This window comes from Streptomyces sp. NPDC088254 (assembly GCF_044740925.1).
In the GTDB taxonomy this organism is placed as follows: domain Bacteria; phylum Actinomycetota; class Actinomycetes; order Streptomycetales; family Streptomycetaceae; genus Streptomyces.
Genome location: NZ_JBIURQ010000009.1, coordinates 70,128 through 97,126, shown reverse-complemented (window position 1 = coordinate 97,126; position 26,999 = coordinate 70,128). Strand labels below are relative to the sequence as shown.

The following is a 26,999-nucleotide window of genomic DNA, read 5'->3' as shown; positions in this document are numbered from 1 at the left end:
CCACCATGCCCCTCAGCCTCACCGTCCTCGGCACCGCCTCTCCGCATCCGGGACCGGGCCACCCCTGCTCCGGCTATCTCCTGCGCGGCGGGGGCGCGGAGGTGTGGGTGGACGCGGGCACGGGCACGTTCGCCGAGTTGCAGCGGCACACCGACCCGCGGCGGCTCACCGCGATCTGGATCTCCCATCTGCACGCCGACCACTGCGCCGACCTCCTCCCGGCCGTCTACGCGTTCGCGTTCGGCGGCCTCACCCCGCCGGCGCCGGTCCCCGTGTACGCGCCGAGGGACTGCGCGCGGCGGCTGGCTGCCTTCTTCGGGCAGCCGGACGCCCGGTTCCTGACCGGAATCCTCGACTTCAGGGCCCTGCACGACGGCCACTCGGTACGGCACTGGAACCTCAAGCTCACCTCCCGCGCGGTGGCCCACGACACCGAGGCGTACGGGCTGCGCGCCGAGTGCCAGGGGAGCGTCCTCGCGTACTCCGGGGACAGCGGGCCGTGCCCCGCGCTCTTCGAACTCGCCTCCGGCGCCGACCTGTTCCTGTGCGAGGCGGACATCGACCGGCATCGCGACGGCGAACAGGTCCATCTGACCCCGGAGGACGCGGGGGACACGGCCCGGCAGGCCGGCGTGCGCGAACTCGTCGTCACCCACGTCGGGCCCACGCTGACCCGTGAGAACGCGGCCGCGCGGGCCGCCGCCGCGTTCGGCGGCCCCACCCGCTCCGCGCACGAGGGCGACACCGTTCCCCTCTGACCCCACCCGGCGCGGCAACTCCTTCCGCAACTTCCTCTGCCGGAAGCATTGACGAAACCCCGGCCCGCTCCTACCTTCAACGCGTCGTACTTCGTACGTCATATATGAGACGCGATACACGAGATCCGATGCAGCGCGTCAGCCATACCGCACGTCAGCCACGCAGCACGTCACACAACTCGTCAGACACCGAGAGGCGCGCATGACCTCTGTGCCCACGCCGATCCCCTCCCGCACGCAGTACGTGCTGGAGGAGATCAAACGCCGCATCCTCACCGGGCAGTTGACGCCAGGTCAGGCACTGGTCGAGACCGACCTCGCCGCTCAGTTCGGGGTCTCCAAGACCCCGGTGCGGGAGGCGCTCAAGACACTCGCCGGCACCGGACTGGTCGTCATGAACCAGTACAAGGGCGTCACGGTGCGCATGGTGGACGCGGACATGGCGCGCGAGGTCTACGACGTACGGCTCCTCCTCGAACCCGAGGCGCTGAAGCGGGCCGTGCGGCGCGGGGCGTCCCTGGACGCCGCCCGCTCGGCGCTGACCCGTGCCGACGAGGCCGCCGACACCGCCGAACGCTCCCTGGCAAACCGGGAGTTCCATCGCGCCCTCTACCTGCCCTGCGGCAACCCGCTGCTCGGCCGGATGCTCGACGAGGTCCGCGACCAGGCCGCCCTTGTCTCCGCCGTCGCCTGGGCCGCCTCCCCCTCCTGGGAGCGGGAGGCCGGCGAGCACCGCGAGATCCTGCGGCTCGCGCTGGCGGGCGACGCCGACGGCGCGGCGAGCGCTCTGCACGCGCACATCGCGTCGTTCGTACGGCGGGCGTTCCCCGAGGCCGGGGAAGCCCAGGGACAGGAAGGTCAGCAGTGAGCAGCGTGGCGTTCGAGACCCAACGGGCGGCCCTGGCCGACGTGGTGGCGATCCCGGTGACCCCCTTCGCCGAGGACGGCTCCGTCGACCAGGACACCCACCGGGCCCTGCTGCGCAGGCTGCTCGACGGCGGGATCACCACCCTCACCCCCAACGGCAACACCGGCGAGTTCTACGCCCTCACCCCCGAGGAGCGCCGCCTGGTCACCGAGCTGACCGTCGAGGAGGCCGGCGACCGGGCCGTCGTCCTGGCCGGCGTCGGCCACGACGTCCCCACCGCCGTCGCCTCCGCCCGCCACGCCCGCGAGCTGGGCGCGCGCATGGTGATGGTCCACCAGCCCGTCCACCCCTATGTGTCGCAGAGCGGCTGGGTCGACTACCACCGCGCCATCGCCGAGGCGGTGCCCGAGCTGGGCGTCGTGCCGTACATCCGCAACGCGCAGCTCGCGGGCCTTCGGCTCGCCGAACTCGCCGACGCCTGCCCGAACGTGATCGGCGTGAAGTACGCCGTGCCGGACGCCGCCCGCTTCGCCGCCTTCGCGCGGGACGCCGGTCTTGAGCGGTTCGTCTGGGTCGCCGGCCTGGCCGAACCCTACGCCCCCTCCTACTTCTCCGCGGGCGCCACCGGTTTCACCTCGGGCCTGGTGAACGTGGCCCCGGCCGTCTCGCTCAACATGATCGAGGCGCTGCGCTCCGGCGACTACCCGGCCGCCATGAAGGTCTGGGAGCAGATCCGCCGCTTCGAGGAGTTGCGCGCCGCCGACGGCTCCGCCGACAACGTCACCGTCGTCAAGGAGGCCCTCGCCTCCCTCGGGCTGTGCCGCCGCGAGGTCCGCCCGCCGAGCCGGCCGCTGCCCGAGGGCGGGCGCGCCGAGGTCGCCGCCATCGCCGCCGGGTGGTCCATATGAGCGACGACGTCAGGAAGCGCCCCGAGGAGCTGCGCAGCCACCAGTGGTACGGCACCGAAGGCCTGCGCTCCTTCAGCCACCGCGCCCGCACCCGCCAGCTCGGCTACCTCCCCGAGGAGCACCTCGGCAAGCCGGTCATCGCGATCCTCAACACCTGGTCGGACATCAACCCCTGTCATGTCCACCTCCGTGAGCGGGCGCAGGCGGTCAAGCGGGGCGTGTGGCAGGCGGGCGGATTCCCGCTGGAGTTCCCTGTCTCGACCCTGTCCGAGACCTTCCAGAAGCCGACCCCCATGCTCTACCGCAACCTCCTCGCCATGGAGACCGAGGAGCTGCTGCGCTCCTACCCGGTCGACGGGGCGGTGCTGATGGGCGGCTGCGACAAGACGACCCCGGCCCTGCTGATGGGGGCGGCGAGCGTCGACCTGCCGACCGTGTTCGTGCCCGCCGGGCCGATGCTGCCGGGCCACTGGCGCAGCGAGGTCCTCGGCTCCGGCACCGACATGTGGAAGTACTGGGACGACAAACGGGCCGGCCTCATCGGCGACTGCGAGATGGCCGAGCTGGAGAACGGCCTCGCCCGCTCGCCCGGCCACTGCATGACGATGGGCACGGCGTCCACGCTGACCGCCGCCGCCGAGGTGCTCGGGGTGACGGTCCCGGGCGCGTCGAGCATCCCCGCCGTGGACTCCGGACACGACCGGATGGCCGCCGCGGCGGGCCTGCGCATCGTCGAACTGGTCCACAAGGGCCGGACGTTGAACGACATCCTCACGCAGGACGCCTTCACCGACGCCGTCACCACCGTCCTCGGTCTCGGCGGCTCCACCAACGCGGTGATCCACCTCATCGCCATGGCGGGCCGGGCCGGCGTCGCGCTCACCCTCGACGACTTCGACCGCATCGCCCGCACGGTGCCCGTCCTCGCCGACGTGCGCCCCGGCGGCCAGAAGTACCTGATGGAGGACTTCCACTTCGCGGGCGGCCTGCCCGGCTTCCTCTCCCGGATCCCCGACCTGCTCCACCTGGACCGCCCGACCGTCGCCCACGACACCCTGCGCGAGCAGATCGCCGGGGCCCTGGTGCACGACGACGACGTGATCCGCACCCGGGACAACCCGGTCGCGAGCGAGGGCGGGGTCGCCGTCCTGCGCGGCAACCTCTGCCCGGACGGCGCCGTCATCAAGCACATCGCCGCCGAGCCGCACCTGCTCAAGCACACCGGCCCCGCCGTCGTCTTCGACGACTACCGGACGATGCAGCGCACCATCAACGACCCCGCCCTGGACATCACCGCCGACAGCGTGCTCGTCCTGCGCAACGCCGGCCCCAAGGGCGGCCCGGGCATGCCCGAGTACGGCATGCTGCCCATCCCCGACCACCTGCTCAAGCAGGGCGTGCGGGACATGGTCCGCATCTCCGACGCCCGTATGAGCGGCACCAGTTACGGCGCCTGCGTCCTGCACGTGGCGCCCGAGTCGTACGTCGGCGGACCCCTCGCCCTCGTGCGCACCGGGGACTCGATCACCCTGGACGTCGAGGCGCGCTCCCTTCAACTCAACGTCGACGACGAGGAACTGGAGCGCCGCCGGGCGCGGTGGACGCCGCCGCCCGTGCGCTATGAGCGCGGTTACGGCGCGCTCTACAACGAGCAGATCACTCAGGCCGACACCGGCTGCGACTTCGAGTTCCTGGCCCGCCCGGGCAAGGTGCAGGACCCGTACGCGGGCTGAACCGCCGCACCACACGCACGACTCGGCACACCCATGTGCACGGAGAAAGCGCTTCCCGCGCCACGCGTGACCCACGCACCACGCGTGACCCACGCACCACGCACCACGCACGCGCCACGCACGCGCACGCACCCCGTACGAGAACGGAGAACAGTCATGGCCCAAGCCGCAGCCGTGGCGAAGCCGCCCGCGCCACCGAGGCGGCGCCGGGCCTCCGCCACGCCCCGCAGACTGCCGTACCTGCTGATCGCACCGGCGGCCCTGCTCATGCTGGGCTTCATCGCCTACCCGGTCATCAGCGTCTTCTACTACAGCCTGCAGAACTACAACCCCACCAAACCGTGGCGCAACGGCTACGCGGGCTTCGACAACTTCGTCCACGCCTTCACCGAGGACCCCGTCTTCTGGGACACGCTGACCTTCAGCGCCAAGTGGGTCTTCGTCGAGGTCGGACTCCAGCTGATGTTCGGCCTCGCCCTGGCCCTCATCGTCAACCAGACCTTCGTGGGCCGCGCCCTGGGCCGCGCCCTGGTGTTCTCCCCCTGGGCCGTCTCCGGCGTGCTGACCTCCGCGATCTGGGTGCTGCTCTACAACTCCCAGACGGGCATCACCCGTTACCTCGCAGACGTCGGCATCGGCTCCTACGGGACCAGCTGGCTGTCGGACACCTCCACCGTCTTCCCGGCGGCGATCGTCGCCGACCTGTGGCGCGGCGTGCCCTTCTTCGCGATCCTCATCCTCGCCGACCTCCAGTCCGTCTCCAAGGACCTGTACGAGGCCGCCGAGGTCGACGGGGCGTCCCGGCTCCAGCAGTTCTGGCACATCACGCTGCCCCATCTGAAGGACGCCATCGTCCTGTCCACGCTGCTGCGCGCGGTGTGGGAGTTCAACAACGTCGACCTGCTCTACACCCTGACCGGCGGCGGCCCCGCGGGCGAGACCACCACCCTCCCGCTCTACATCGCCGACACCAGCGTCGACGCCCACAACTTCGGTTACGCGTCCGCGCTGACGACGGTCGCGTTCGTCATCCTGCTCTTCTGCTCCATGGTCTACCTGCGGCTGAGCAAGTTCGGAAGGGAGGCCAAGTGATCACCAAGGAGGCCACTGTGCCGGCGCCCACGCCCGTGAGCGCGCCCCCCGCGCCCGAGCAGCGGCCGCGCGGCGGCAACCGCCCCTGGGACGAGGTCCCGCGCTGGCAGATCTACCTGCCCCTGTCGGTCTACCTCGTCTTCACCCTGATCCCCTTCTACTGGATCCTGCTCTTCGCGCTCCGCCCGGCCGGCTCGACCTCGCTCGTGCCCTGGCCGATGACGTTCGACCACTTCGACAAGGTCTGGACGCAGCGCAGCTTCGGCACCTACTTCCAGAACAGCCTGCTCGTCGGCGTCGCCACCCTGGCGATGACGACGGTGGTCGCGCTGGCCGGCGGCTACGCCCTCGCCCGCTTCGACTTCAAGATCAAGCAGGGCTTCATGCTGGCCCTGCTCTGCTCCCAGTTCGTGCCGGGCGCGCTGCTGCTGGTCCCGCTGTTCGAGATCTTCGCCGAACTGAAGATGATCAACTCGCTGGGCAGCGTCATCCTCGCCGAGACCGTCTTCCAGCTGCCGCTGTCGATCATCCTGATCAGCAACTTCATCAAGAACGTGCCGTACTCGCTGGAGGAGGCGGCCTGGGTCGACGGCTGCAACCGTCTGACGGCGTTCCGGATCGTCGTGCTGCCGCTGCTGCGGCCCGGTCTGATCGCCGTCGGCTCCTTCGCCTTCGTGCACTCCTGGAACCACTTCCTGTTCGCCCTGATGTTCCTCAACAACCAGGACAAGCAGACCATCCCGGTCGGCCTCAACACCCTGATGAGCGCCGACAGCGTCGACCTGGGCGCGCTCGCCGCGGGCGGCATCATCGCCGCCGTCCCTGTGGTGATCGTCTTCGCCTTCATCCAGAAGTGGCTGATCACGGGCTTCAGCGCGGGGGCGGTCAAGGGATGAGCGCTTCCACGGCACACCCCGGCCGGACGCCTACCCTGCACCGAAAGATCGACGGCGCCGCGGCGGCCGCCCGTGAGGCGGCGCCCGGCGCAGGCGCAGGGAGGACCACCCCATGAACACCGCAGTCCCCATCGTCCTCGCGGGCGCACGCGGCCACGGCCGCTGGCACCTGGACAACATCCGCCGGCTCCAGGACAAGGGCGTCGTCCGCCTCGCGGGCGTGTGCGAGCTGACCCCGCTCACCCCGGACGAGATCCCGGAGGGCCTCGGCACGCCCGAGCAGTCCGCCGACTTCGGCGCGCTGCTCGACTCCACCGGCGCGCGGATCGCCGTGATCTGCACCCCGATCCCCACCCACACCGACCTGGCCCTGACCGCGGCGGCCAAGGGCGTGCACCTGCTGCTGGAGAAGCCCCCGGCCCCGTCGTACGCCGAGTTCCGGCGGATGGCGGACGGGGTCGCCGCGGCGGGCGTGGCCTGCCAGATCGGCTTCCAGTCGCTCGGCTCGCACGCCGTGCCCGCGATCCGGCGGCTTCTCGGCGAGGGGGCGATCGGCGAGGTCGTCGGGGTCGGCGGGGCCGGCGCCTGGGCCCGCGCGGAGGCCTACTTCCGGCGCGCGCCCTGGGCCGGCAAGCGGCGGCTGAACGGCGTCGACGTCATCGACGGCGCCCTCACCAACCCGCTCGCGCACGCCGTCGCCACCGCCCTCGCCCTGGCCGGCGCCACTCGTGCCGAGGACGTCACCCGTATCGAGACCGAGCTGGCGCACGCCAACGCCATCGAGTCCGACGACACCTCCTGCGTCCGCGTCACCACCGCCGGCGACCTGCCCCTCGTCGTCGCGGCCACCCTGTGCGCCGAGGACCCCGACGACCCGTACGTCCTCGTCCACGGCACCCGGGGCCGGATCACCTACTGGTACAAGCAGGACCGCGTCCTGGTCCAGCGCGCCGGCCACGGCCCCGAGGAGATCGAGCACGGCCGCACCGACCTGCTGGAGAACCTCGTCGACCACCTCACCGACGGCGCCGAGCTGCTCGTCCCGCCGGCCGCGACCGAGGCGTTCATGCGGGTCGTCGAGGCGATCCGCGTCGCCCCCGACCCGGTGCGGCTGCCCGACGACGCCTGGCGTCCGGTGCCCGGCGAGGACCGCCGGGCCGTCCCCGGCGTCGACGGGCTGGTCGCGGCCGCCGCCGACACCCTCGCGCTGTTCTCCGAGCTCGGCGCCCCCTGGGCGCGCACCACCACGTACCCGCCCGCGCATCCCGAAGAGGTGAGCACCTGATGACGGCACCCGACGCACCGGTCGTCCTGCGCGTCGCGGGCCGCCCCGTCGGCCGGTACGTCACCCGGCCGGAGCTGCCCGCACGGCTCTCCCCGCGTCCCTATCTGCATCCCGTCACCACCCTGGCCGGCACGGCGGTCACCGAGCTGAGCCCCGCCGACCACACCCACCACCTCGGCGTCGGTGTCGCCGTTCCCGACGTCGAGGGGTTCAACTTCTGGGGCGGGCGCACCTACGTCCGCGACCAGGGCCCCACCGAGCTCGACAACCACGGTTCCCAGCGGCACACAGCGTTCCAGCTGTGCGACCCCGACGGGCTGGTGGAGGAACTGCGCTGGGTCGCCGCCGGGGCCGAGCTGCTGCGCGAGCGCCGCACGGTCGCCGCCGGGGAGCTCGCCGACTCCGCCTGGGCGCTGGACTTCACCTTCTCCCTCACCAACGTCACCTCCGGCCCGGTCACCATCGGCAGCCCCGCCACCAACGGACGCCCCGGCGCCGCCTACGGCGGCTTCTTCTGGCGCGCCCGCAAGGAGGCCACGGCGCCGGAGGTGTTCACCGCGGCGGCCGAGGGCGAGAGGGCGGTCCACGGTGAGCGCGCCGACTGGCTGGCCCTGGCCGGCGCGGACTGGACCCTCGTCTTCGCGGGCGCCACCGACGCCACCCGCCGCGACCCCTGGTTCGTGCGCACCGCCGAGTACCCGGGCGTCGGCTCCTCCCTGGCCGGCGAGCGGCGGCTCGCGATCGCGCCCGGTGAGACGGCCGTCCGGCGGATCGTCACCGTCGTCGCCGACGGCCGGCTTGACCGCGACGGGGCGGCCACGCTCGTGCGGAAGGCGGTCAGCCAGTGAGCGGCGGGACGTACACCAACCCGGTGCTGAACGCCGACTGGTCCGACCCGGACGTCGTGCGCGTCGGCGACGACTACTACCTCACCGCCTCCAGCTTCGGCCGCGCCCCCGGCCTGCCCCTGCTGCACTCGCGCGACCTGGTCAACTGGACGCTGGTCGGCCACGCCCTCGAACGCCTGGAACCGGCCCGCGAGTTCGCCTCCCCGCGGCACGACTGCGGCGTCTGGGCGCCCGCCCTGCGATACCACGACGAACGCTTCTGGATCTTCTGGGGTGACCCGGACCAGGGCATCTTCCAGATCAACGCCCCCGAGATCAGGGGCCCTTGGACCCGGCCGCACCTGGTGAAGGAGGGCAAGGGACTGATCGACCCCTGCCCCCTGTGGGACGAGGAGAGCGGCGAGGCCTACCTCGTGCACGCCTGGGCCAGGTCCCGCTCCGGCGTGAAGAACCGCCTCACCGGCCACCGGATGCACCCCGACGGGACGTCATTGCTCGACGAGGGCAAGGTCATCGTCGACGGCGACCGCATCCCCGGCTGGTTCACCCTCGAAGGCCCCAAGCTCTACCGGCGCGACGGCTGGTACTGGATCCTCGCGCCCGCCGGGGGAGTGGAGACCGGCTGGCAGGGAGCCTTACGCTCCCAAGACTTCTTCGGCCCCTACGAGCACCGGATCGTCCTGGAGCAGAAGGACACCGGCGTCAACGGCCCCCACCAGGGCGGCTGGGTGCGCACCCAGGCCGGCGAGGACTGGTTCCTGCACTTCCAGCAGCGGGGCGCGTACGGCAGGGTCGTCCACCTCCAGCCGATGCGCTGGGGCCCCGGCGGGGACTGGCCGGTCATCGGCGACGAGGGCGCGCCCGTCGCCGTCCACCGGCGGCCCGACCTGCCCCCGCAGCCGCCCGCCGCGCCCGCCGCCGACGACGACTTCCCCGGCGGACGCTTCGGCCGCCAGTGGAGCTGGACGGCCAACCCCCGCGACGGCTGGGCCACCCACCACTCGGCGGACGGGCTGCGCCTGACCTGTGTGAGCGCGCCCACCGTGCACGACCTGCGCACTCTGCCGCACGTCCTCACCCAGCGGCTGCCCGGCGACCCCTGCGCCGTGGAGGTCGAACTCACCCTGCACGCCGAGGAGTCCGGCGCACGGGCCGGACTCGCGGTCCTCGGCGACGCCTTCTCGTGGATCGGACTGCAACGCGGGACCGACGGGACGGTCCACCTCGTGCACCGGTTCGCCGAGGCCGTCGCCGACCGGGAGCGGGACGCCGGCCATCCACGGCCGGTGCCGCGGCAGGCAGCGCCCGACGGGCGGGCCCGGCTGCGCGTCGAGATCGGCGAGGGCGCCCGCTGCCGCTTCTTCTCCGACGTCGGCGACGGCATGCGCCCCTCCGGGCCCGTCTTCGCCGCCACCCCCTGGCGTTGGGTCGGAGCGCTGCTCGGGCTGTTCGCCGCCGCCCCGGACCGGCCGGGGCACGCCGGGGCCGCCGTCTTCTCGCGCTTCCGGATCAGCCCCCTCTGACGCACCGCCGCCCCCCCACGCTCGGCCCCCACACCTTCACAGAAACCCTCGTTGGATCCCAAAGAAGAGAGCCGACCAATGAAGATCAGCGTTCACAGAAGCAGGCGTGCCGCCGTGGCCGTCGCGCTCGGATCCGTCCTCGCCCTGACCGCCACCGCCTGCGGTGACGACGGCAGCGGCAGCGGCGGCGACAAGGGATCCGACGGCAGCGGCAAGGGCAAGATCGTCTTCTGGGACAACAACGGCGGTGTCCGCACCGACATCTGGAAGGAGGTCATCGCCGACTTCGAGAAGCAGAACCCGGACATCGAGGTCGAGTACGTCGGCATCGCCTCCACCGAGTACCAGTCCAAGGTCGACACCGCCATCCAGGGCGGCGGTCTGCCGGACGTCGGCGGCGTCGGCGCCGCGATGCTCGCCGGGTTCGCCGCGCAGAACGTGCTGGAGCCGCTGGACGACCGGGTCGGCAAGTCCTCCCTCAACGGCAAGCTCAACGAGGACATGGTCAAGGTCCTCAAGGCGTCCGGCGGCGGCGACGGCACCCTGTACTCGGTGCCGACCTCCGCCAACAACGGCGTCCTGTACTACCGCACCGACCTGTTCAAGGCGGCCGGCCTGGAGGCGCCGACGACCTGGGACAAGTTCTTCGCCGCGGCGGAGAAGCTCACCGACGCGGGCAAGAACAAGTTCGGGTACACCATCCGCGGCGGCAAGGGCTCCATCGCCCAGGCGCTGGACGCGATGTACGGCCAGAGCGGGATCACCTCGTTCTGGAACGGTGACAAGACCACCGTCAACGACCCGAAGAACGTCGCGGCGCTGGAGAAGTACGCGGCGCTCTACAAGAAGGTCACCCCCGCGGCCGACCTGAACAACGACTTCACCAAGATGGTCGCGCAGTGGGACTCCGGCACCATCGGCATGCTGAACCACAACCTGGGCTCGTACCAGGACCACGTGAAGGCGCTCGGCGTCGAGAAGTTCCGGGGCATCCCGCAGCCGGCGGGCGCCGACGGCAAGCGGGTCCAGGTGTCCAACCCGGTCGACGGGCTCGGCCTGTTCAAGAGCTCGAAGAACAAGGACGCGGCGTGGAAGTTCATCGAGTTCGCCACATCCAAGGCGGAGAACTCGAAGTTCAACGAGTCGGCGGGGCAGGTGCCCGCCAACAACGACGCGGCCAAGGACGCGTGGATCTCCAAGGCCGAGCCGACGAAGCTGGCCGCGCAGGCGCTGACGGACGGCTCGACGACGATCGTGCAGCTGCCGTACTACCTGCCGGACTGGAACACCATCTCCAAGTCGGACAACGAGCCGAACTTCCAGAAGGTGCTGCTCGGCAAGACGAGCGCGAAGGACTTCCTGGACACGCTGGCCGACCAGCTGAACAAGGCTCAGGCCGAGTGGAAGAAGCAGCAGAAGAGCTGACGTCGCACGGGGCGGCCCGTGGTCCCGCGGGCCGTCCCCGGCTTTCACGCCCACGCGGCGGAGCCGTACATCGATACGGCCCCGCGCCCCTGAGGAAACTGCACCCACTCTGTTGAAAGGTGCGCCATCGTGTCCCTTACGCGCAGACAGGCCGCCGCTGCCGCCCTCTCCGTCCCCCTCGCCCTCGCGGGCGCCGGCGCCGCGCACGCCAGGCCCAGCCGGGAGAGGACCCTCCACATCGCAGGCGACTCCACCGCCGCCCAGAAGTACGCCGACGCCGCGCCCGAGACCGGGTGGGGGACGGCGCTGCCCTTCTTCCTCCGCGAGTCGGTGGCCGTCGCCAACCACGCCGTGAACGGCCGGAGTTCGAAGAGCTTCGTCGACGAAGGACGGCTCGACGCGATCCTTGCCGTGATCCGGCCCGGCGACGTGCTGCTCGTGCAGTTCGCGCACAACGACGAGAAGACGACCGACCCCACCCGGTACACCGAGCCCTGGACGACCTACCGGGACTTCTTACGGAGGTACGTCGACGGGGCCCGGGCGCGCGGGGCGCGGCCGGTGCTGCTGACGCCCGTGGAGCGGCGGCGGTTCGACGCGGCGGGCGACGCCGTGCCGACCCACGGCGAGTATCCGGCGGCGATGCGCGCGCTGGCGCGGGAGGAGGGCGTCACCCTGCTCGACCTCCAGGCGCAGTCGCTCGCGCTGTGGCAGGAGCTCGGGGTGGAGGGGACGAAGACCTGCTTCAACTGGACCGAGTCCGAGCAGGACAACACGCACTTCAATCCGCCCGGCGCGATCGCCCTGGCCCGGCTCGTCGCCGCGGGTCTGGCGTGCGACCGGGTGCTCGCGCGCCGGGACGTGTGCCGGCTGGACGCGGAGATCCCGGTCTCCTGGATCACCTGGCCGTCGGCCGCTTCCTGAGAGTCATCCCTTCGACGCCGAAAGAGAGCCGCACCGTGAACGCACAGAGATGGCATGGGCATGCTGTAGGCAGGGCCGTGGTCGGCTGCACCGCCCTCGCGCTGACCGTCACCGCCCCCACCGCCCAGGCACAGCCCTTCCGCGACCCCGCCCGGCAGACCCTCCCGGCGGGCGACGGATGGGCGTCGTACGGCACCGGGACCACCGGCGGGGCCGCCGCCGACGCCCAGCACGTCTATACCGTCACCACCTGGGCCGAGTTCAAGGCCGCCCTCGCCGCCGGAGGCAGCGCCCCCAAGATCATCAAGGTGAAGGGCACGATCGACGCCGTGTCGCAGGGGTGCGACTCGCTCGCCGCCCCCGGCTACGACTTCGACGCCTACCTCGCGAAGTACGCGCCGGAGAAGTGGGGCCTGGACACCGACCTGAGCGCCGAGCCCGACGACAGCCCCGAAGGGCTGCGCCGCGTCTCCGCCGCCAACCAGGACCAGCGGATCAAGGCGAGCGTCCCCGCCAACACCACCGTCATCGGCGTCGGCCGCAACGCCGGGTTCAAGGGCGCCAGTCTGCAGATCAGGGCCGTCGACAACGTCATCGTCCGCAACCTCGCCTTCGAGAGCCCCGTCGACTGCTTCCCCCAATGGGACCCCACCGACGGCTCCAAGGGCAACTGGAACTCCGAGTACGACACCGCCGTCGTCCACGGCTCCACCCACGTCTGGCTGGACCACAACACCTTCACCGACGGCTCCCACCCCGACAGCGCCGCGCCCACGTACTTCGGGATGCTCTACCAGCAGCACGACGGCGAACTGGACATCGTCCGCGGCTCCGACCACGTCACCGCCTCCTGGAACGTCTTCACCGAACACGACAAGACGATCCTGATCGGCAACAGCGACAGCGAGTCCACCGCGGCGGGCGACCGGGGCAAGCTCAAGGTCACCTTCCACCACAACCTGTTCTCCCACCTGGTCGAGCGGGCGCCCCGGGTGCGGTTCGGGCAGGTCGACTCCTACAACAACCACTTCGTCGCCGACTCCTCCTACTCCTACAGCTTCGGCATCGGCAAGGAGTCCCAACTCGTCGCCCAGCACAACGCGTTCACCCTGCCCAGCGGGGTCAGCGCGGCCAAGGCGCTGAAGCGGTGGAACGACTCGCCGGTCACCGCCGACGACAACCACGTCAACGGCAAGCCCGTCGACCTGATCGCCGTGCACAACGCCGAGATCCCCGGCGAGACGCTCCGCTCCGGCGCGGGCTGGACGCCGACCCTGCGCACCAGGGTCGACCCGCCCCGGGCCGTCCCCGGGATCGTCCGCGCCGGAGCCGGCGCCGGGAAGATCTGCTGACCCGACGCCGCACGACGGGCCGGGACCCCACGGTCCCGGCCCGCTCCCCTCCACCCGAGCCGCACGCGAAGGAGCACCCGCATGCCCTCGCCCCATCCCCGGCCGCTCCTGTCCCGCAGGGGCTTCCTGACCCTCGCCGCGGGCGCGCCCGCCGCCCTCGGACTGCCGGCCGCGCACTCCGCCCACGCCGCCGCCGGACCCCGGACCCGCCCGGACCGCCCGTTCGGCCGCTTCGGCTCCCCGGCCGCCCGCCTGACCCCGTCCACCCTGTACGTCGACCCGCTGGGCCGCGGCGACCACACCTCGGTCCGCGACGCCGTGGCCGCAGCCACGGGCAGCGGCCGGACCCTCGTCCTCGCCCCCGGCGTCTACCGCGAGACCGTCGCCGTCGACGCCACCCGCACCGAGGCGACCTGGATCGGCGCCTCGGAGGACCCGCACGACGTGGTGATCGTGTACGACAACGCGGCCGGCACCCCCAAGCCCGGCGGCGGCACCCACGGCACCACCGGGTCGGCCACCACCACCCTGCAGGCCGACGGCTTCACCGCCCGCTGGATCACCTTCGCCAACGACTGGCTGCGCGCCGACCACCCCGGTGTCACCGGCACCCAGGCCGTCGCCCTCAAGGTCCAGGGCGACCGCTCCGCCTTCCATCACTGCCGCTTCCTCGGCCACCAGGACACCCTGTACGCCGACACCGTGGCCCTCGGCGTCCTCGCCCGCCAGTACTACTCCCACTGCTACGCCGAGGGGGACGTGGACTTCGTCTTCGGCCGGGCCACCGCGGTCTTCGAGCACTGCCGCCTGCGCACCCTGATGCGCACCGACCTGGCCGGCGCCCCCTACGGGTTCGTCTTCGCCCCCTCCACCGCCGCCGCCAACCCGCGCGGCTATCTGGTCACCGAGAGCCGCGTGACCAGCGAAGCCCCGGACGCGTACTACAAGCTGGCCCGCCCCTGGGTGCCCAGCTCCGACACCACCGCCCGACCCATGCTCATCGTCCGCGACAGCCGCCTCGGGCCCGGCATCGACGCGGCCGCGCCCTACACCGACATGTCGAGCTCCTTCCCCTGGCAGTCGATGCGGTTCGCCGAGTACCGCAACTCCGGACCGGGCGCCGAGATCACCGTGGCCGAGAACAGGCCCCAACTCACGTGCGCACAAGTCGAGTCGGCGACTCGGGCGGCGTGGCTCGGCGACTGGGCCCCATGGAAGGAACCTGTGATCACCGCACCTGGTTCCTGACCGGCCCGGCGCCCTCCCGCGCGTCCCGTCCCCGCGGCCCCGGCTGCCTCAGTCGTCGTCCTGGGCCGCGAAACCGCCGCCCGCGAAACGGTCGGCGGAGCCCGCCCTCGCGGTGACGGCGTAGCTGTCGTCCTTGGCGTCCCGGCCGCCGCGCTCGTGGCTGTACTGCCCCGCGAACACCCACTCGCCCTTGGGGACCGTACGGCCCTCCTTGAGCACCCAGGTGTAGACGAGACAGCCGTCCCGTTCGGCGACCGTGAACGTGAAGTCGGCTTCCGCCAGGGAGCGCCAGGCCCCGGCCGGGGACACGCCGCCGGTCTGCGCCACCTTCAACGTCACGGTGAGCGAGGTCAGTTGCTCGGCGGCCTTGAGGGTGACGTTGCTCTGCGCCCAGAAGTCGTTGCTGTGCGGGTCGACCGAGCCGTCGGACCACAGCGGGCCGTCCTCGGCGCCGCGGGAGGGCGGCGGAGCCGTGGTGGCGGGGGGCGGGGCCGGGGCCGAGGGTGTGGACCGGGCGCTGTGCGACGGGGCGGCGCTCGGCTCGACCGGCTCCCGCCTCTCCTGGCCGGAACTCGGCGCCGGCCTGGGGGAGGCGGGCGGACGGCTGGTGGCCTCGGGGGAGGGGACCGGCGGCGAGGACACCGCCACGGTCTGCTGCTGCGGCGGGGTGTCGCCCCGTACGGCGGACGCCACCGCGTAGCCGCCGACCGCGAGCATGCCCGCGACGGCCGCCGTGGCCCCCACGATGCGCGTCCAGCTCCACAGGGGCGGCCGGGTGTCCCGGCGTGCGGCGTGCTCCTCGCCGGCCATGCCGCGCTCGATCCGGGCGAGGATCCGCTCGCGGTTCGGCTCGTGCGCCCCGGCCGCCCCCCGCAGCCGGGCGCGCAGCTCGTCGTGCACGTCCCGCCGCATCGTCATCGGTTCCTTCCTCCGGCCTGGCCGGTGCGGACCGTGAGCACGGCGTGCTGCACCTTGCGCGGAGCGCCTTGTGGGCCGAGCAGCTTCTGCAACTCGGCCATTCCCTTGGAGGTCTGGCTCTTCACCGTACCCACCGAGATCCCGAGCGCGAGCGCGGTGTCCTTCTCCGAGAGGTCGAAGGCGTGCCGCAGCACCACACAGGCCCGCTTGCGGAACGGGAGTCTACGCAGCGCCGACTGGACGTCCACCACGCCCGCCACGTCGGGGTTCTCCGTCTTCTCCTCGCGCTGCGACCAGAACAGGGTGATCCTGCGGCGCTCGCGCACGGCGCTGCGGATCCGGGTGCGGGCGAGGTTGGCGACGACGCCGCGCGCGTACGCCAGCGGGTGGTCGGCCGAGCGGACCCGGTCCCAGCGGTGCCACAGCGCCAGCAGCGCGTCCGCCGCCAGATCGTCGGCGGCGTCCGCCTCCCCGGTCAACAGATGGGCGAGTCTGGACAGTTCGGCGTAGTGGCGTTCGAAGAAGTCGTGGAACTCCACCGAGGCGGCGTCGTCGACGACTGTGCCCACGGGTGACCTCTTCTCGCTGCGGACTGCCGGCGTCCCGGCCGGGGGCGCGTGCATGTCATGTGAATGACATGAGGATGTCCCGGGGAGGACGTCGGGACGAGATCCGGAAGCGTAGCAGTGATCATCTGCCCCGCCTGGCACAGGGGTTCGAGTTGGCTCGAACGCTGCGCCGCGTGCTCAGGCATCCTGGCGCCTCAGCGCCCGACCGCCCCTCAGCCCTTCAGGGCAGCCTTCATGGCGGCCCTGGCGACCGGGGCGGCCAGGCCGTTGCCGCTGACCTCCGAGCGCTGCGCGTTCGACTGCTCCACCACCACCGCCACGGCGACCGCCTTGCCGCCGGCCTTCCCGTACGAGGTGAACCAGGCGTACGGCGTCTGGCTGTTGTTCTCGCCGTGCTGGGCGGTGCCCGTCTTCCCGCCGACGGCGACCCCGTCGATCCGGGCGTTGGTGCCGGTGCCCTGTTCCACGACCGTCCGCATCGCCGACCGCAACTGCTCGGCCGTGCCGGCGCTGACGACCCGCGTCGTCGACGGCTTGTCGTACTCCTCCAGCGCGTTGCCGCCGCCGTCGGTGATCTCCGAGACCATGTGCGGCTGGACGAGCACCCCGTCGTTGGCTATGGCGGCCGACACCATGGCCATCTGGAGCGGGGTCGCGGTCACGTCGTACTGGCCGATGCCGCTGAGGGCGGTCGACGACGCGTTCATGCCGGACGGGTACACGCTCGGGTAGGCCCGCACGGGCACGTCCTGCGACGTGTCGTCGAAGCCGAACTTCTCCGCCATGGCCCGCACCTTGTCCTGCCCCAGCTGGACGGCCATGCGGCCGAAGACGGTGTTGCACGAGTACTGGAGCGCCACCCGGATCGAGGCGTTCGCGCACGGGGCGGAGGCGTTCTCGTTGCGCAGGACCGTCCTCGTGCCCGGCAGCGGATAGGGGTCCGGGCTGTCCGTCGGCTGGTCCACCGACGTGTACAGGCCGCTCTCCAGCGCCGCCGCCGCGACGACCAGCTTGAACGTGGAGCCCGGCGGCAGCGGCTGCCGCAGCGCCCGGTTGGTGAGCGGCTTGTCCGGGTCGGCGGTGAGCTTCTTCCACGCGGCCCCGGCGGTGTCGGCGGCGGTCAGCGAGGACGGGTCGTACGACGGCGTCGACACGACCGCCAGCAGCTTCCCGGTGGCCGGGTCGAGGGCGACGGCCGCGCCCTTCTTGTCGCCGAGCGCGTCGTAGGCGGCCTTCTGCACGGCCGGGTCGATCGTGGTGACCACGTCACCCGGAGCGGCCCGGGTGTCGGTGACCGCGTCCGTCACGGTCCGCAGCCTCGGGTCGGTGCCGTTGAGCAGATCGGCGTAGACGCCCTCCAGCTGTGTGGGGGCGTAGCTCTGCGAGGCGTAGCCCGTCACCGCCGCGTACAGCTCGCCGTCCGTGTACGTGCGGCGGTACTTGAGGTCGCTGCCCGTCGTGGCCGCCGAGCCGGTGATCGCCTTGCCGGCCACGACGATGTCGCCCAGCGGCGCCGAGTACGTCTCGATCGCGTTCCGCCGGTTGTCCTGGTCGTCCGCCAGCGCCCGGCCCTCGTAGAACTGCACCCAGGTCGCCCGGAGCAACAGGGCGAGGGTCAGCAGCAGCGTGAAGAGCGAGGCGCGCCTGATCGTCTTGTTCATCGCACCCGGAAAGACGAACCGACGGAAGGGGATCGTTCCCTTCCGCCGGTTTTCTCATCAAGCGCTCATGTTTCTTACCTGTTCACGCTTTTTCTCACCTGAGGCCTCCGCTCGCCCGGTTCACGCTTCCAGCCTCAGGACGACCTCCGGGGTCTCCTCGCCGCGCGCGTTGGCGAAGCCCGAGGCGTGGGCGGTGACGCGGAAGCCGCACTTCTCCAGCACCCTCAGGGAACCGGCGTTGTCGGCCGCCGCCCGGGCGTACAGCGGACGCTCGGGGACCTCGGCGAGGAGCGCCCGCAGCGCGGCCGTCGCGATGCCCCGGCCCCAGTGGGAGCGGTCCACCCAGTACGTCACCTCGCGCTCGCCCGGCTCCCCGTACACCGCCGCATGACCGACGACGTCCCCGTCGGTCAGCACCGTGCGCACCAGGGCGCCGGACCTCACCCGTTTCCAGTGCTCCTCGAACTGGGACCGGTCGGCCGGGTCCGGCGGGGTGAACGCGGCCATCCGCAGGGCCTCGGGGTCGTTCATCTGCCGGTAGAAGACCGGCAGATCGCTGTCATGGACGGGACGCAGGTCGATCTGCATGCCCCCGAGGCTACCGCCGCGTGTTCACAGCCGGCGGGTCGCCAGCGTCAGCCGGTCACGCGCGTCGAACAGCGCGTCCTTGACCAGTTGCTCGTGCGCGGGCGTGAGCCTCGCCACCGGCACGGAGCAGCTGATCGCGTCCCGCGCGGGCGTGCGGTAGGGGATGGCGACGCCGAAGCAGCGCAGGCCGAGCGTGTTCTCCTCCCGGTCCACCGCGAAGCCCTGCTCGCGGATCTGGCGCAGCTCCTCGATGAGCTTCTCGCGGTCCGTGATGGTGTGTTCGGTCAGCGCGGGCAGCGCCTCGGGGAGCATCTTGCGGACCTGCTCGTCGCTGTAGGTGCTCAGCAGCGCCTTGCCCAGGGAGGTCGAGTGGGCGGGCAGACGGCGGCCCACGCGCGTGAAGGGGCGCAGATAGTGCTGGGACTGGCGGGTCGCGAGGTAGACCACGTTGGTGCCGTCGAGGCGGGCCAGGTGGATGGTCTCGGTGGTGTCGTCCGAGAGCCGGTCCAGCGTCGGCCGGGCCGCCGCCACGACCTCGTCGCCGTCGATGTAGGAGGTGCCGACCAGCAGCGCCCGCACGCCGATGCCGTAACGCGTGCCGGTGGCGTCGGTCTCGACCCAGCCCAGCTCCACCAGGGTGCGCAGCAGCATGTAGAGGCTCGACTTGGGATACCCGACGGCTTCCTGGACCGATGCGAGGGAGTGCATACCGGGGCGGCCGGCGAAGTATTCCAGCAGTTCAACCGTCCGCACCGCGGACTTGACCTGCGCTCCGCCCCCCGTCTCGCCAGCCGACATCGCCCTTGACCCCTTCGTTCGACGGGAAATAATCTCCACCATATTCACCATCAGAGACAACGTTCAGTATATCGAACGCCCTCGAGGCAGAGCACGTGGAGGACCCGCGGTGGCAGCAGCACCAGTCTGGAGTGTCGACCCCCGAACCGGGAAGCAGCGTGAACAGGTTGCGGTGGAGGCCACGGCCCAGGAGGTGGACGCCGTGGTCCGCGCCGCGCACGCCACTCGCGACGCCCTCGCCGACCGCGGCGTCCGCGCGGCCTTCCTGCGCACCGCCGCCGACCGCCTGGAGGGGGCCAGGGGCCACCTCGTCGAGGTCGCCGACGCCGAGACCGCGCTCGGCCCGGTCCGGCTGACCGGCGAACTCGCCCGCACCTGCTACCAGCTGCGCGCGTTCGCCGACATCGTCGACGAGGGCGCCTTCCTCGACGTCGTCGTCAACCACCCCGACGACACCGCCACCCCGCCCGTGCCGGACCTGCGCCGCTACAAGGTGCCGCTGGGAGTCGTCGCCGTCTACTCGGCGTCCAACTTCCCCTTCGCCTTCTCCGTCGCCGGCGGCGACACCGCGAGCGCGCTCGCCGCGGGCTGCCCGGTCGTCGTCAAGTCCCACCCCGACCACCCGGCCCTGTCCGAGCTGGTCGCCAGCCTGCTGCGGACGGCCGCCGCCGAACACGGCGTCGACAAGGGCGTCGTGGGCCTGGTCCACGGTTTCGAGGCGGGCGTCGAGCTGATCAAGCACCCGCTGGTCGCCGCGGCCGGCTTCACCGGCTCCGTGCGCGGCGGCCGCGCCCTGTTCGACGCGGCGGCGGCACGGCCCACGCCGATCCCCTTCCACGGTGAACTGGGCTCGCTGAACCCGGTCGTGGTGACCGAGGCGGCGGCCGCCGAACGCGCCGAGACCATCGGCACCGGCCTCGCCGGCTCCATGACCCTGGGCGTCGGCCAGTTCTGCGTGAAGCCCGGACTCGTGCTGGTGCCGTCCGGCTCCGCCGGCGACGGCCTGCTGAAGTCGCTCACGGACGCCGTCAGCGACACCGACGCGGGCGTCCTCCTCGACCACCGGATGCGGGACAACTTCATCGCCGGGGTCGCCGAGCGGACCGCGCTGCCCGAGGTGGAGTCCCCGGTGACGCCGGGCGCGGGCGGCGAGCACACCGTCAGCGCCGGGTTCCTGACCGTGCCGGCCGCGCGCCTGGCGGCCCGGGGCGAGCACGACCTGCTGCTGGAGGAGTGCTTCGGGCCGGTCACCGTCGTGGCCCGCTACGACTCCGAGGACGAGGTGAAGGCCGTCCTGACCCGGCTGCCCGGCAACCTCACGGCGACGGTCCACCTGTCCTCCGAGGAGGCGGCCGGCCAGGGGCGCGGCGCGGAGATCCTCGCCGAGCTGACGCCGCTCGCCGGGCGCGTGCTGGTCAACGGCTGGCCGACCGGCGTCGCCGTCGCACCGGCCCAGCACCACGGCGGGCCCTACCCCGCGACCACGTCCACGTCCACGTCGGTGGGCGGGACCGCGATCGAGCGGTGGCTGCGGCCGGTCGCCTACCAGGGCGCGCCCGAGGCGCTGCTGCCGCCGGAGCTCCGCGACGACAACCCGCTCGGCCTGCCGCGGCGGTTCAACGGACGGCTGGAACGCTAGGCCCTGTCCGACAGACCCCCGCCTGCTCTGCGGGCGGACGATGATGGAGCCATGGACATCGAACTTCCCCGACTTCCCTTCCCCTTGCGGACCTACGGGCCGGACGGGAACTGGTCCTACGAGGACGGTGTGCTCACCGGGTGGGCCGGTCCCCGGCAGGACCGGTTCGTGCCGCCCACGGGCGAGGCACTCGACCCCGCCTCCGACGCGCCCCGGCTGCTCGGCGCGCCCGAGGGGGACTTCCAGCTCATCGCCCGCGTCACCGTCGGGTTCAACGGGGCCTTCGACGCGGGGGCGTTGTACGTCCACGTCGGTGAGCGGGCCTGGGCCAAGCTCTGCCTGGAGTACTCCCCGGACGTGCCCACCGTCTGCACGGTGGTCACCCGGGGACACTCCGACGACGCCAACTCCTTCACCGTGGACGGAAGTTCGGTCTGGCTTCGAGTGAGCCGGACCGGACGGGCCTTCGCCTTCCACGCCTCCCGGGACGGCGAACACTGGACCTTCGTCCGGCTGTTCACGCTCGGCGGCGAGAAGGAGACCGGCGCGGCCCTGGTCGGCTTCCTGGCGCAGGCGCCGATGGGGGAGGGCTGCGTGGTCACCTACGACCACATCGAGTTCCGCCCCGGCTGGCCGGACGACCTGCGTGACGGAAGCTGAGGCGTACGGATGATCCACGTGATCCGCGAGGCCGTACCCGCCGACGTGGAGGCCGTGACCGCGCTGCACGCGCGGGCACGGGCCACGTACTACCCGGACGGGATCCCGCAGGACGGCAGCGACTGGCTCGCCAACTGGCGCACGGCGATCGAGCGGCCCGACGGACAGGTGCTGTGCGCCGTCGAGGGCGACCGGATCGTCGCCGTCGCCTCCTTCCGCACCCCGCCGGACGCGCCCGCCGACACGGTCAAGCTGTTCCAGTTCCACGTCGACCCCGACCGCTGGCGCGGCGGCATCGGCACGGCCCTGCACACGGAGTGCGTCGAGCGGTGGCGCGCCGACGGCAGGGCCGCCGCCGTCCTCGACGTGCACGTCGACAACCGGCGCGCCCAGGCCTTCTACGCCCGCCGGGGCTGGGTGCCGGACCCCGAGAACCCGCCCGCCGAGGACGACCACCACCTCTGTCTGCGCTTCTTCGTGAAAGGCGAATGACAGGCGCGGGAATGCGCCGCGGCGCTTGAACGTTCACGTATCGGCCGGAGGGCGTCTCCGCAGCCGACACGACGACCTGGAGAGAGCCGAGACATGCGCGTCGAGATCTGGAGCGACATCGCCTGCCCCTGGTGCTACGTGGGCAAGGCCCGCTTCGAGAAGGCGCTCGCGGCCTTCCCGCACCGCGACCAGGTCGAGGTCGTCCACCGCTCCTTCGAGCTGGACCCCGGCCGCGCCAAGGGCGACGTCCAGCCCGTGCTGACGATGCTGACCAAGAAGTACGGCATGAGCGAGGCGCAGGCCCAGGCCGGCGAGGACAACCTCGGCGCGCAGGCCGCCGCCGAGGGCCTCGACTACCGCACCCGGGACCGCGACCACGGCAACACCTTCGACCTGCACCGCCTGCTGCACCTCGCCAAGGAATGGGGCCGGCAGGACGAGCTGATCCAGATCCTGTACCGGGCGAACTTCGCCGAGGAGCGCTCCCTGTTCAGCGAGGGCGACGAGCGGCTCGTGGAGCTGGCCGTGGAGGCCGGTCTCGACGCCGGCGCCGTCCGCGAGGTGCTCGCCGACCCGGCCGCCTACGCCGACGAGGTCCGCGCCGACGAACGCGAGGCGGCCGAACTCGGCGCGAACGGCGTGCCGTTCTTCGTCCTCGACCGCGCCTACGGCGTCTCCGGGGCCCAGCCCGCCGAGGTCTTCGCCCAGGCGCTGGCCCGGGCATGGGGCGACCGCTCCCCGCTCACGCTGATCGACGAGGGCGGAGCCGAGGCCTGCGGCCCCGACGGATGCGCGGTCCCGCAGAACTGACACGGCCGGCGGCGGTGGCGGCCCGGAGCGATCTATAAGCGTTGCTTGGCACAACCGCTTGGAGACGCGCGATGGACGTGGACTTGCCCTGGCCCCACAGTGGAGTCATGGAGACCACGGAGACCTTCCAAGCCCTCGTCCGCTCCGAGTTCGCCCCGAAGGGCGTCTACCTCAACACCGCGAGCAACAGCCTGCTCCCGGCCCGTACGGTCGCCGCCCTGCACGAGGCGGCGCTGCTGCGGGCCGAGGGCCGTCCCACTACCCCGCTGTACGAGGACGTGGAGGCCTGCCGGGCCGCCTACGCCCGGCTCGCCGGCGTCCCCGTCACCCGGGTGGCGGTCGGCGCGACGGTCACCGCGCACACCGGGGTGGTCGCCGCCTCGCTGCCGGCCGGGGCCGAGGTGCTCACCGCCGAGGGCGACTTCACCTCCGTGCTGAACCCGTTCCATGTGCGGGGCGACCTCAAGGTCCGCTCGGTGCCGCTGGAGCGGATCGCCGAGTCCGTCCGCCCGGACACCGCGCTCGTCGCGGTCAGCGCGGTCCAGTCGGCGGACGGGCGGATCGCCGACCTGCCCGCCCTGCGCGAGGCCGCGCGCGCCCACGACGCCCGCACCTACGTCGACTTCTCCCAGTCGGCGGGCTGGCTGGCGATGGACGCCGGCGCCTACGACTTCACCGCCGCCGTCTCCTACAAGTGGCTCCTCGGCCCGCACGGGGCCGCCTTCTTCACCGTCCCGGAGGACTTCGGCGCTCTGACGCCGGTGCTCGCAGGATGGGTCGCCGCTGAGCGGCCCTGGGACAGCTGCTACGGCCCCGTGGCGGAACTCGCCCGCTCAGCGAGGCGGTTCGACCTGAGCCCCGCGCTGTTCACGCTCGCGGGGTTGCGGCCCTCGCTCGACCTGATCGAGGAACTCGGCGTGGCCGCCGTGCACGCCCACGACATCGCGCTCGCCGACCGGTTCCGGGACGGGCTCACGGCGCTCGGCCACGAGCCGGTGCCCGCCCCCGGCTCGGCGATCGTCTCGGTGCCCGGACTGGGCGTGCGGCAGCCGGAGTTGAGCCGCGCGGGCGTCGAGGTCTCCGACCGGGCCGGCAACCTGCGCGCGAGCTTCCACCTCCACAACACCCCCGCCGACGTGGACCGCCTGCTCGACGTCCTGTCCGGCTGAGCGCACAGGACCGGGCCGGGTCCCCCGTCCCACACGAGGGGGCCCGGCCCGGTGTCCCTGAGGGTGGCGCCTACCTCACCGGGGTGAAGTCGCGGGCGCCGATGAACTCGGGCCGCCTGACGGGCGCCGAGAACGGCTCGACGGCCTCGTTCTCCACGCTGTTGAACACGATGAAGACGTTGCTGCGCGGGAACGGCGTGATGTTGTCGCCGGAGCCGTGCATGGCGTTGCAGTCGAACCAGGTCGCCGAACCGGCGCGGCCCGTGAACAGCTTGATGCCGTACTCGGAGGCCATCGCGGTCAGCGCCTCGTCGGACGGGGTGCCCGCGTCCTGCATCTGCAGCGACTTCTTGTAGTTGTCCTTGGGCGTGGCGCCGGCGCAGCCCAGGAACGTCTTGTGCGAGCCCGGCATGATCATCAGGCCGCCGTTGGTGTCGTAGTTCTCGGTCAGCGCGACCGAGACGGACACCGTCCGCATCCGGGGCAGACCGTCCTCGGCGTGCCAGGTCTCGAAGTCGGAGTGCCAGTAGAAGCCGGAGGCGCCGAAGCCCGGCTTGACATTGATCCGCGACTGGTGGACGTACACGTCGGAGCCGAGGATCTGGCGGGCCCGGCCGACGATCCGCTCGTCGCGCACGAGACGGGCGAAGACCTCGCTGATCCGGTGCACCTCGAACACGGACCGGATCTCCTGGGACTGCGGCTCGACGATGGACCGCTCGTCGGCCCGGATCGTCGGGTCGGTCACCAGCCGGTCCAGCTCCTGCCGGTAGACGCCGACCTCGTCGTCGGTGAGCAGCTGGTCGACCGCGACGAAACCGTCACGTTCGAACGACTGCAGGTCCAGCGGCTCGAACGGGCCGGGCGCGTCCGGGGCGCCCCAGACGACCGGGTCCTGGCGCGGCGTGCTCACCTCGGTGGCGCCGCGGCTCGGGTAGAGGTCGGGGACGGTGGCGGCAGGGGTCTGGGCCGGGCTGGTCAGGTGAGTGGTCATGGGTCTCACACCTCCTCGGGCTCGGTGAGCAGCGGGTAGACGCCGTTCTCGTCGTGGTCCTCCCGTCCCGTGACGGGCGGGTTGAACACGCAGAGGCAGCGGAAGTCCTCCTTGACGCGCAGCGTGTGCCGCTCGTGGCCGTCGAGGAGGTACATGGTCCCGGGCGTGATCGAGTACGTCCGGCCGGTCTCGTGGTCGGTCAGCTCGGCCTCGCCCTCGACGCAGACGACGGCCTCGATGTGGTTCGCGTACCACATCGACGTCTCGGTGCCGGCGTACAGGACCGTCTCGTGGAGGGAGAAGCCGACCTTCTCCTTGGCCAGCACGATGCGTTTGCTCTCCCACGTCCCGGACGCCGCCTTGACGTGCCGGTCGGTGCCTTCGATGTCCTTGAACGAACGGACGATCACGGTGGTGCGATGCCTCCTAGGTGGATGGTGTCTCTGACGGAGCGGGCCGCTCGGGCGGTCGGCCGGCCGGCGGGGGAGCCGGACGGCCGAGCTGCCGGGAAGCCGGGATGTCAGACGGTCTCCCGGACGGCGCGGGCGAGGATGCGCATGCCCTCGTCCAGCTCCTCCGGGGTGATGGTGAGGGCGGGCAGCAGCTTGACGACCTCGCTCTCGGGACCGGACGTCTCGATGAGCAGCCCGAGCTCGAAGGCGCGCTTCGCGACCCGGCCCGCGCGCTCCTTGTCGTGGAACTCCAGGCCCCAGACCAGGCCGCGGCCGCGGTACTCGCGGACGTCGGCGAGGTTCTCCTCGGTGATCGAGATCAGCGCCTGCTCGACCTGCTCGCCGCGCTTGCGGGTCTGCTTCTCCATGGCCGAACCGTCGGCCCAGTACGTCTCCAGCGCGGCGGTGGCGGTGACGAAGGCCGGGTTGTTGCCGCGGAAGGTGCCGTTGTGCTCGCCCGGCTCCCACACGTCCAGCTCGGGCTTGAACAGGCACAGCGACATCGGCAGGCCGTAGCCGCTGATGGACTTGGACACGGTGACGATGTCCGGCGTGACGCCCGCCTCCTCGAAGGAGAAGAACGCGCCGGTGCGGCCGCAGCCCATCTGGATGTCGTCGACGATCAGGAGCATGTCCTGGCGCTCGCACAGCTCGCTGAGGGCGCGCAGCCACTCCGGACGGGCGACGTTGATGCCACCCTCGCCCTGCACGGTCTCGACGATCACGGCGGCGGGCTTGTTGAGGCCCGAGCCCTGGTCCTCCAGGAGCCGCTCGAACCACAGGAAGTCCTGGACCGTGCCGTCGAAGTAGTTGTCGAACGGCATCGGCGTGCCGTGCACCAGCGGGATGCCGGCGCCGGCCCGCTTGAAGGCGTTGCCCGTGACGGCGAGCGAGCCCAGCGACATGCCGTGGAAGGCGTTGGTGAACGACACGATCGCCTCGCGCCCCTTCACCTTGCGGGCCAGCTTCAGTGCGGACTCGACGGCGTTGGTGCCCGTCGGGCCCGGGAACATGACCTTGTACGGCAGGTCGCGCGGCCGCAGCACCAGGTCCTGGAAGGCCTGGAGGAAGGACCGCTTGGCGACGGTGGACATGTCGAGGCCGTGGGTGACGCCGTCACGCGACAGGTAGTCGATCAGCGCCCGTTTCAGCACCGGGTTGTTGTGGCCGTAGTTGAGTGAGCCGGCGCCGGCGAAGAAGTCGAGGTACTGGTGGCCGTCCTCGTCGAACATGCGGCTGCCCTGCGCCCGGTCGAAGACGACGGGCCAGCCACGGCAGTAGCTGCGAACCTCGGATTCGACGGTCTCGAAGACGCTGAGGTCGGGCTGAGTGATGGTCACGGCGAAGCGCTCCTCGTTGCGGGGTGTGGGGATGTGCCCTGGGCGGGGC

Annotated in this window: 26 protein-coding genes; 18 read left to right on the top strand and 8 right to left on the bottom strand. The window is 71.9% G+C overall.

The window, feature by feature from the left end; all coding sequences use genetic code 11:
* Positions 1 to 5: 5 nt before the first annotated feature.
* The 13 genes from ACIOC0_RS25495 to ACIOC0_RS25435 all read left to right on the top strand — a co-directional run bounded on the left by ACIOC0_RS25495 (position 6) and on the right by ACIOC0_RS25435 (position 14,860).
* Positions 6 to 758, top strand: coding sequence for an MBL fold metallo-hydrolase (locus tag ACIOC0_RS25495; RefSeq protein WP_352247605.1), 753 nt, complete (start codon positions 6 to 8; stop codon positions 756 to 758).
* Between the two features lie 202 nt (positions 759 to 960).
* Positions 961 to 1,626, top strand: coding sequence for a GntR family transcriptional regulator (locus tag ACIOC0_RS25490; RefSeq protein WP_402157806.1), 666 nt, complete (start codon positions 961 to 963; stop codon positions 1,624 to 1,626).
* Positions 1,623 to 2,534: a dihydrodipicolinate synthase family protein gene (locus ACIOC0_RS25485; RefSeq protein WP_402157804.1), complete on the top strand. Its 912-nt coding sequence runs from the start codon at positions 1,623 to 1,625 to the stop codon at positions 2,532 to 2,534. The genes ACIOC0_RS25490 and ACIOC0_RS25485 overlap by 4 nt, the downstream gene beginning before the upstream one ends.
* On the top strand, positions 2,531 to 4,267 hold the full coding sequence (araD, locus tag ACIOC0_RS25480) for an L-arabinonate dehydratase (protein ID WP_402157801.1): 1,737 nt from the start codon (positions 2,531 to 2,533) through the stop codon (positions 4,265 to 4,267). The genes ACIOC0_RS25485 and araD overlap by 4 nt, the downstream gene beginning before the upstream one ends.
* A gap of 156 nt (positions 4,268 to 4,423) precedes the next feature.
* Positions 4,424 to 5,359, top strand: a complete 936-nt coding sequence (locus ACIOC0_RS25475; protein WP_402157800.1) for a carbohydrate ABC transporter permease — start codon at positions 4,424 to 4,426, stop codon at positions 5,357 to 5,359.
* The gene (locus tag ACIOC0_RS25470) at positions 5,356 to 6,255 is read left to right on the top strand and encodes a carbohydrate ABC transporter permease (protein WP_402157798.1); all 900 of its coding nucleotides are present in this window, start codon (positions 5,356 to 5,358) and stop codon (positions 6,253 to 6,255) included. Before ACIOC0_RS25475 ends, ACIOC0_RS25470 begins: the two co-directional genes overlap by 4 nt.
* A 112-nt stretch (positions 6,256 to 6,367) precedes the next feature.
* Positions 6,368 to 7,540 (top strand): Gfo/Idh/MocA family protein, encoded by a 1,173-nt coding sequence (locus ACIOC0_RS25465; protein WP_402157796.1) that lies wholly within the window; start codon positions 6,368 to 6,370, stop codon positions 7,538 to 7,540.
* Positions 7,540 to 8,388, top strand: a complete 849-nt coding sequence (locus ACIOC0_RS25460) for a PmoA family protein (protein WP_402157795.1) — start codon at positions 7,540 to 7,542, stop codon at positions 8,386 to 8,388. Before ACIOC0_RS25465 ends, ACIOC0_RS25460 begins: the two co-directional genes overlap by 1 nt.
* Positions 8,385 to 9,911, top strand: a complete 1,527-nt coding sequence (locus ACIOC0_RS25455; protein ID WP_402157794.1) for a family 43 glycosylhydrolase — start codon at positions 8,385 to 8,387, stop codon at positions 9,909 to 9,911. The genes ACIOC0_RS25460 and ACIOC0_RS25455 overlap by 4 nt, the downstream gene beginning before the upstream one ends.
* Positions 9,912 to 9,989: 78 nt before the next feature.
* A complete protein-coding gene (locus ACIOC0_RS25450; RefSeq protein WP_402157793.1) occupies positions 9,990 to 11,336 on the top strand; it encodes an ABC transporter substrate-binding protein in 1,347 nt (448 codons plus the stop codon).
* Positions 11,337 to 11,465: 129 nt separating this feature from the next.
* The gene (locus ACIOC0_RS25445; protein ID WP_402157792.1) at positions 11,466 to 12,260 is read left to right on the top strand and encodes a rhamnogalacturonan acetylesterase; all 795 of its coding nucleotides are present in this window, start codon (positions 11,466 to 11,468) and stop codon (positions 12,258 to 12,260) included.
* A 35-nt stretch (positions 12,261 to 12,295) separates the two neighbouring features.
* Complete coding sequence (locus ACIOC0_RS25440) at positions 12,296 to 13,612, top strand: polysaccharide lyase family 1 protein (protein ID WP_402157790.1); 1,317 nt, start codon at positions 12,296 to 12,298, stop codon at positions 13,610 to 13,612.
* Between the two features lie 81 nt (positions 13,613 to 13,693).
* On the top strand, positions 13,694 to 14,860 hold the full coding sequence (locus tag ACIOC0_RS25435; protein ID WP_402157789.1) for a pectinesterase family protein: 1,167 nt from the start codon (positions 13,694 to 13,696) through the stop codon (positions 14,858 to 14,860).
* Between the two features lie 48 nt (positions 14,861 to 14,908).
* Here ACIOC0_RS25435 and ACIOC0_RS25430 read toward each other — a convergent pair whose 3' ends face one another.
* The 5 genes from ACIOC0_RS25430 to ACIOC0_RS25410 form a co-directional block, all read right to left on the bottom strand.
* The gene (locus tag ACIOC0_RS25430; RefSeq protein ID WP_402157786.1) at positions 14,909 to 15,778 is read right to left on the bottom strand and encodes a hypothetical protein; all 870 of its coding nucleotides are present in this window, start codon (positions 15,776 to 15,778) and stop codon (positions 14,909 to 14,911) included.
* Positions 15,775 to 16,347 carry a SigE family RNA polymerase sigma factor gene (locus tag ACIOC0_RS25425; protein ID WP_402157784.1) on the bottom strand — a complete coding sequence of 191 codons (573 nt, stop codon included), beginning with the start codon at positions 16,345 to 16,347 and terminating at the stop codon, positions 15,775 to 15,777. The genes ACIOC0_RS25430 and ACIOC0_RS25425 overlap by 4 nt, the downstream gene beginning before the upstream one ends.
* A 212-nt stretch (positions 16,348 to 16,559) precedes the next feature.
* On the bottom strand, positions 16,560 to 18,008 hold the full coding sequence (locus ACIOC0_RS25420) for a peptidoglycan D,D-transpeptidase FtsI family protein (RefSeq protein WP_402157782.1): 1,449 nt from the start codon (positions 18,006 to 18,008) through the stop codon (positions 16,560 to 16,562).
* A gap of 120 nt (positions 18,009 to 18,128) precedes the next feature.
* Positions 18,129 to 18,596, bottom strand: coding sequence for a GNAT family N-acetyltransferase (locus tag ACIOC0_RS25415; protein ID WP_402157781.1), 468 nt, complete (start codon positions 18,594 to 18,596; stop codon positions 18,129 to 18,131).
* 24 nt (positions 18,597 to 18,620) lie between these two features.
* Complete coding sequence (locus ACIOC0_RS25410; RefSeq protein ID WP_130437426.1) at positions 18,621 to 19,394, bottom strand: IclR family transcriptional regulator; 774 nt, start codon at positions 19,392 to 19,394, stop codon at positions 18,621 to 18,623.
* Between the two features lie 109 nt (positions 19,395 to 19,503).
* Here ACIOC0_RS25410 and ACIOC0_RS25405 point away from each other — a divergent pair, with 109 nt between their 5' ends.
* The 5 genes from ACIOC0_RS25405 (at position 19,504) to ACIOC0_RS25385 (ending at position 24,164) form a co-directional block, all read left to right on the top strand.
* Positions 19,504 to 21,033 (top strand): aldehyde dehydrogenase (NADP(+)), encoded by a 1,530-nt coding sequence (locus tag ACIOC0_RS25405; RefSeq protein WP_402157779.1) that lies wholly within the window; start codon positions 19,504 to 19,506, stop codon positions 21,031 to 21,033.
* A gap of 51 nt (positions 21,034 to 21,084) precedes the next feature.
* Positions 21,085 to 21,693 carry a DUF1349 domain-containing protein gene (locus ACIOC0_RS25400; RefSeq protein WP_402157776.1) on the top strand — a complete coding sequence of 203 codons (609 nt, stop codon included), beginning with the start codon at positions 21,085 to 21,087 and terminating at the stop codon, positions 21,691 to 21,693.
* Positions 21,694 to 21,702: 9 nt separating this feature from the next.
* Entirely contained in the window at positions 21,703 to 22,185 is a 483-nt protein-coding gene (locus ACIOC0_RS25395) for a GNAT family N-acetyltransferase (protein WP_402157775.1), read from the top strand.
* A 93-nt stretch (positions 22,186 to 22,278) separates the two neighbouring features.
* Complete coding sequence (locus tag ACIOC0_RS25390; RefSeq protein WP_402157774.1) at positions 22,279 to 22,995, top strand: DsbA family oxidoreductase; 717 nt, start codon at positions 22,279 to 22,281, stop codon at positions 22,993 to 22,995.
* A 107-nt stretch (positions 22,996 to 23,102) separates the two neighbouring features.
* Positions 23,103 to 24,164, top strand: a complete 1,062-nt coding sequence (locus ACIOC0_RS25385) for an aminotransferase class V-fold PLP-dependent enzyme (protein ID WP_402157772.1) — start codon at positions 23,103 to 23,105, stop codon at positions 24,162 to 24,164.
* A 70-nt stretch (positions 24,165 to 24,234) separates the two neighbouring features.
* Here ACIOC0_RS25385 and thpD read toward each other — a convergent pair whose 3' ends face one another.
* From thpD to ectB, 3 genes are all read right to left on the bottom strand, one after another.
* Positions 24,235 to 25,158: an ectoine hydroxylase gene (thpD, locus tag ACIOC0_RS25380; RefSeq protein WP_402157771.1), complete on the bottom strand. Its 924-nt coding sequence runs from the start codon at positions 25,156 to 25,158 to the stop codon at positions 24,235 to 24,237.
* Between the two features lie 5 nt (positions 25,159 to 25,163).
* Entirely contained in the window at positions 25,164 to 25,568 is a 405-nt protein-coding gene (locus tag ACIOC0_RS25375) for an ectoine synthase (RefSeq protein WP_130437432.1), read from the bottom strand.
* 110 nt (positions 25,569 to 25,678) lie between these two features.
* Entirely contained in the window at positions 25,679 to 26,950 is a 1,272-nt protein-coding gene (ectB, locus tag ACIOC0_RS25370) for a diaminobutyrate--2-oxoglutarate transaminase (RefSeq protein ID WP_402157770.1), read from the bottom strand.
* Positions 26,951 to 26,999: the final 49 nt, after the last annotated feature.

What these genes read in the sequence shown, in the direction of transcription:
- ACIOC0_RS25495 (WP_352247605.1), top strand. Translation starts at nt 6, where the DNA reads ATGCCCCTCAGCCTCACCGTCCTCGGCACCGCCTCTCCGCATCCGGGA.
- ACIOC0_RS25490 (WP_402157806.1), top strand. Translation starts at nt 961, where the DNA reads ATGACCTCTGTGCCCACGCCGATCCCCTCCCGCACGCAGTACGTGCTG.
- araD (WP_402157801.1), top strand. Translation starts at nt 2,531, where the DNA reads ATGAGCGACGACGTCAGGAAGCGCCCCGAGGAGCTGCGCAGCCACCAG.
- ACIOC0_RS25475 (WP_402157800.1), top strand. Translation starts at nt 4,424, where the DNA reads ATGGCCCAAGCCGCAGCCGTGGCGAAGCCGCCCGCGCCACCGAGGCGG.
- ACIOC0_RS25465 (WP_402157796.1), top strand. Translation starts at nt 6,368, where the DNA reads ATGAACACCGCAGTCCCCATCGTCCTCGCGGGCGCACGCGGCCACGGC.
- ACIOC0_RS25460 (WP_402157795.1), top strand. Translation starts at nt 7,540, where the DNA reads ATGACGGCACCCGACGCACCGGTCGTCCTGCGCGTCGCGGGCCGCCCC.
- ACIOC0_RS25450 (WP_402157793.1), top strand. Translation starts at nt 9,990, where the DNA reads ATGAAGATCAGCGTTCACAGAAGCAGGCGTGCCGCCGTGGCCGTCGCG.
- ACIOC0_RS25435 (WP_402157789.1), top strand. Translation starts at nt 13,694, where the DNA reads ATGCCCTCGCCCCATCCCCGGCCGCTCCTGTCCCGCAGGGGCTTCCTG.
- ACIOC0_RS25430 (WP_402157786.1), bottom strand. Translation starts at nt 15,778, where the DNA reads ATGACGATGCGGCGGGACGTGCACGACGAGCTGCGCGCCCGGCTGCGG.
- ACIOC0_RS25420 (WP_402157782.1), bottom strand. Translation starts at nt 18,008, where the DNA reads ATGAACAAGACGATCAGGCGCGCCTCGCTCTTCACGCTGCTGCTGACC.
- ACIOC0_RS25415 (WP_402157781.1), bottom strand. Translation starts at nt 18,596, where the DNA reads ATGCAGATCGACCTGCGTCCCGTCCATGACAGCGATCTGCCGGTCTTC.
- ACIOC0_RS25410 (WP_130437426.1), bottom strand. Translation starts at nt 19,394, where the DNA reads ATGTCGGCTGGCGAGACGGGGGGCGGAGCGCAGGTCAAGTCCGCGGTG.
- ACIOC0_RS25400 (WP_402157776.1), top strand. Translation starts at nt 21,085, where the DNA reads ATGGACATCGAACTTCCCCGACTTCCCTTCCCCTTGCGGACCTACGGG.
- ACIOC0_RS25395 (WP_402157775.1), top strand. Translation starts at nt 21,703, where the DNA reads ATGATCCACGTGATCCGCGAGGCCGTACCCGCCGACGTGGAGGCCGTG.
- ACIOC0_RS25390 (WP_402157774.1), top strand. Translation starts at nt 22,279, where the DNA reads ATGCGCGTCGAGATCTGGAGCGACATCGCCTGCCCCTGGTGCTACGTG.
- ACIOC0_RS25385 (WP_402157772.1), top strand. Translation starts at nt 23,103, where the DNA reads ATGGAGACCACGGAGACCTTCCAAGCCCTCGTCCGCTCCGAGTTCGCC.
- thpD (WP_402157771.1), bottom strand. Translation starts at nt 25,158, where the DNA reads ATGACCACTCACCTGACCAGCCCGGCCCAGACCCCTGCCGCCACCGTC.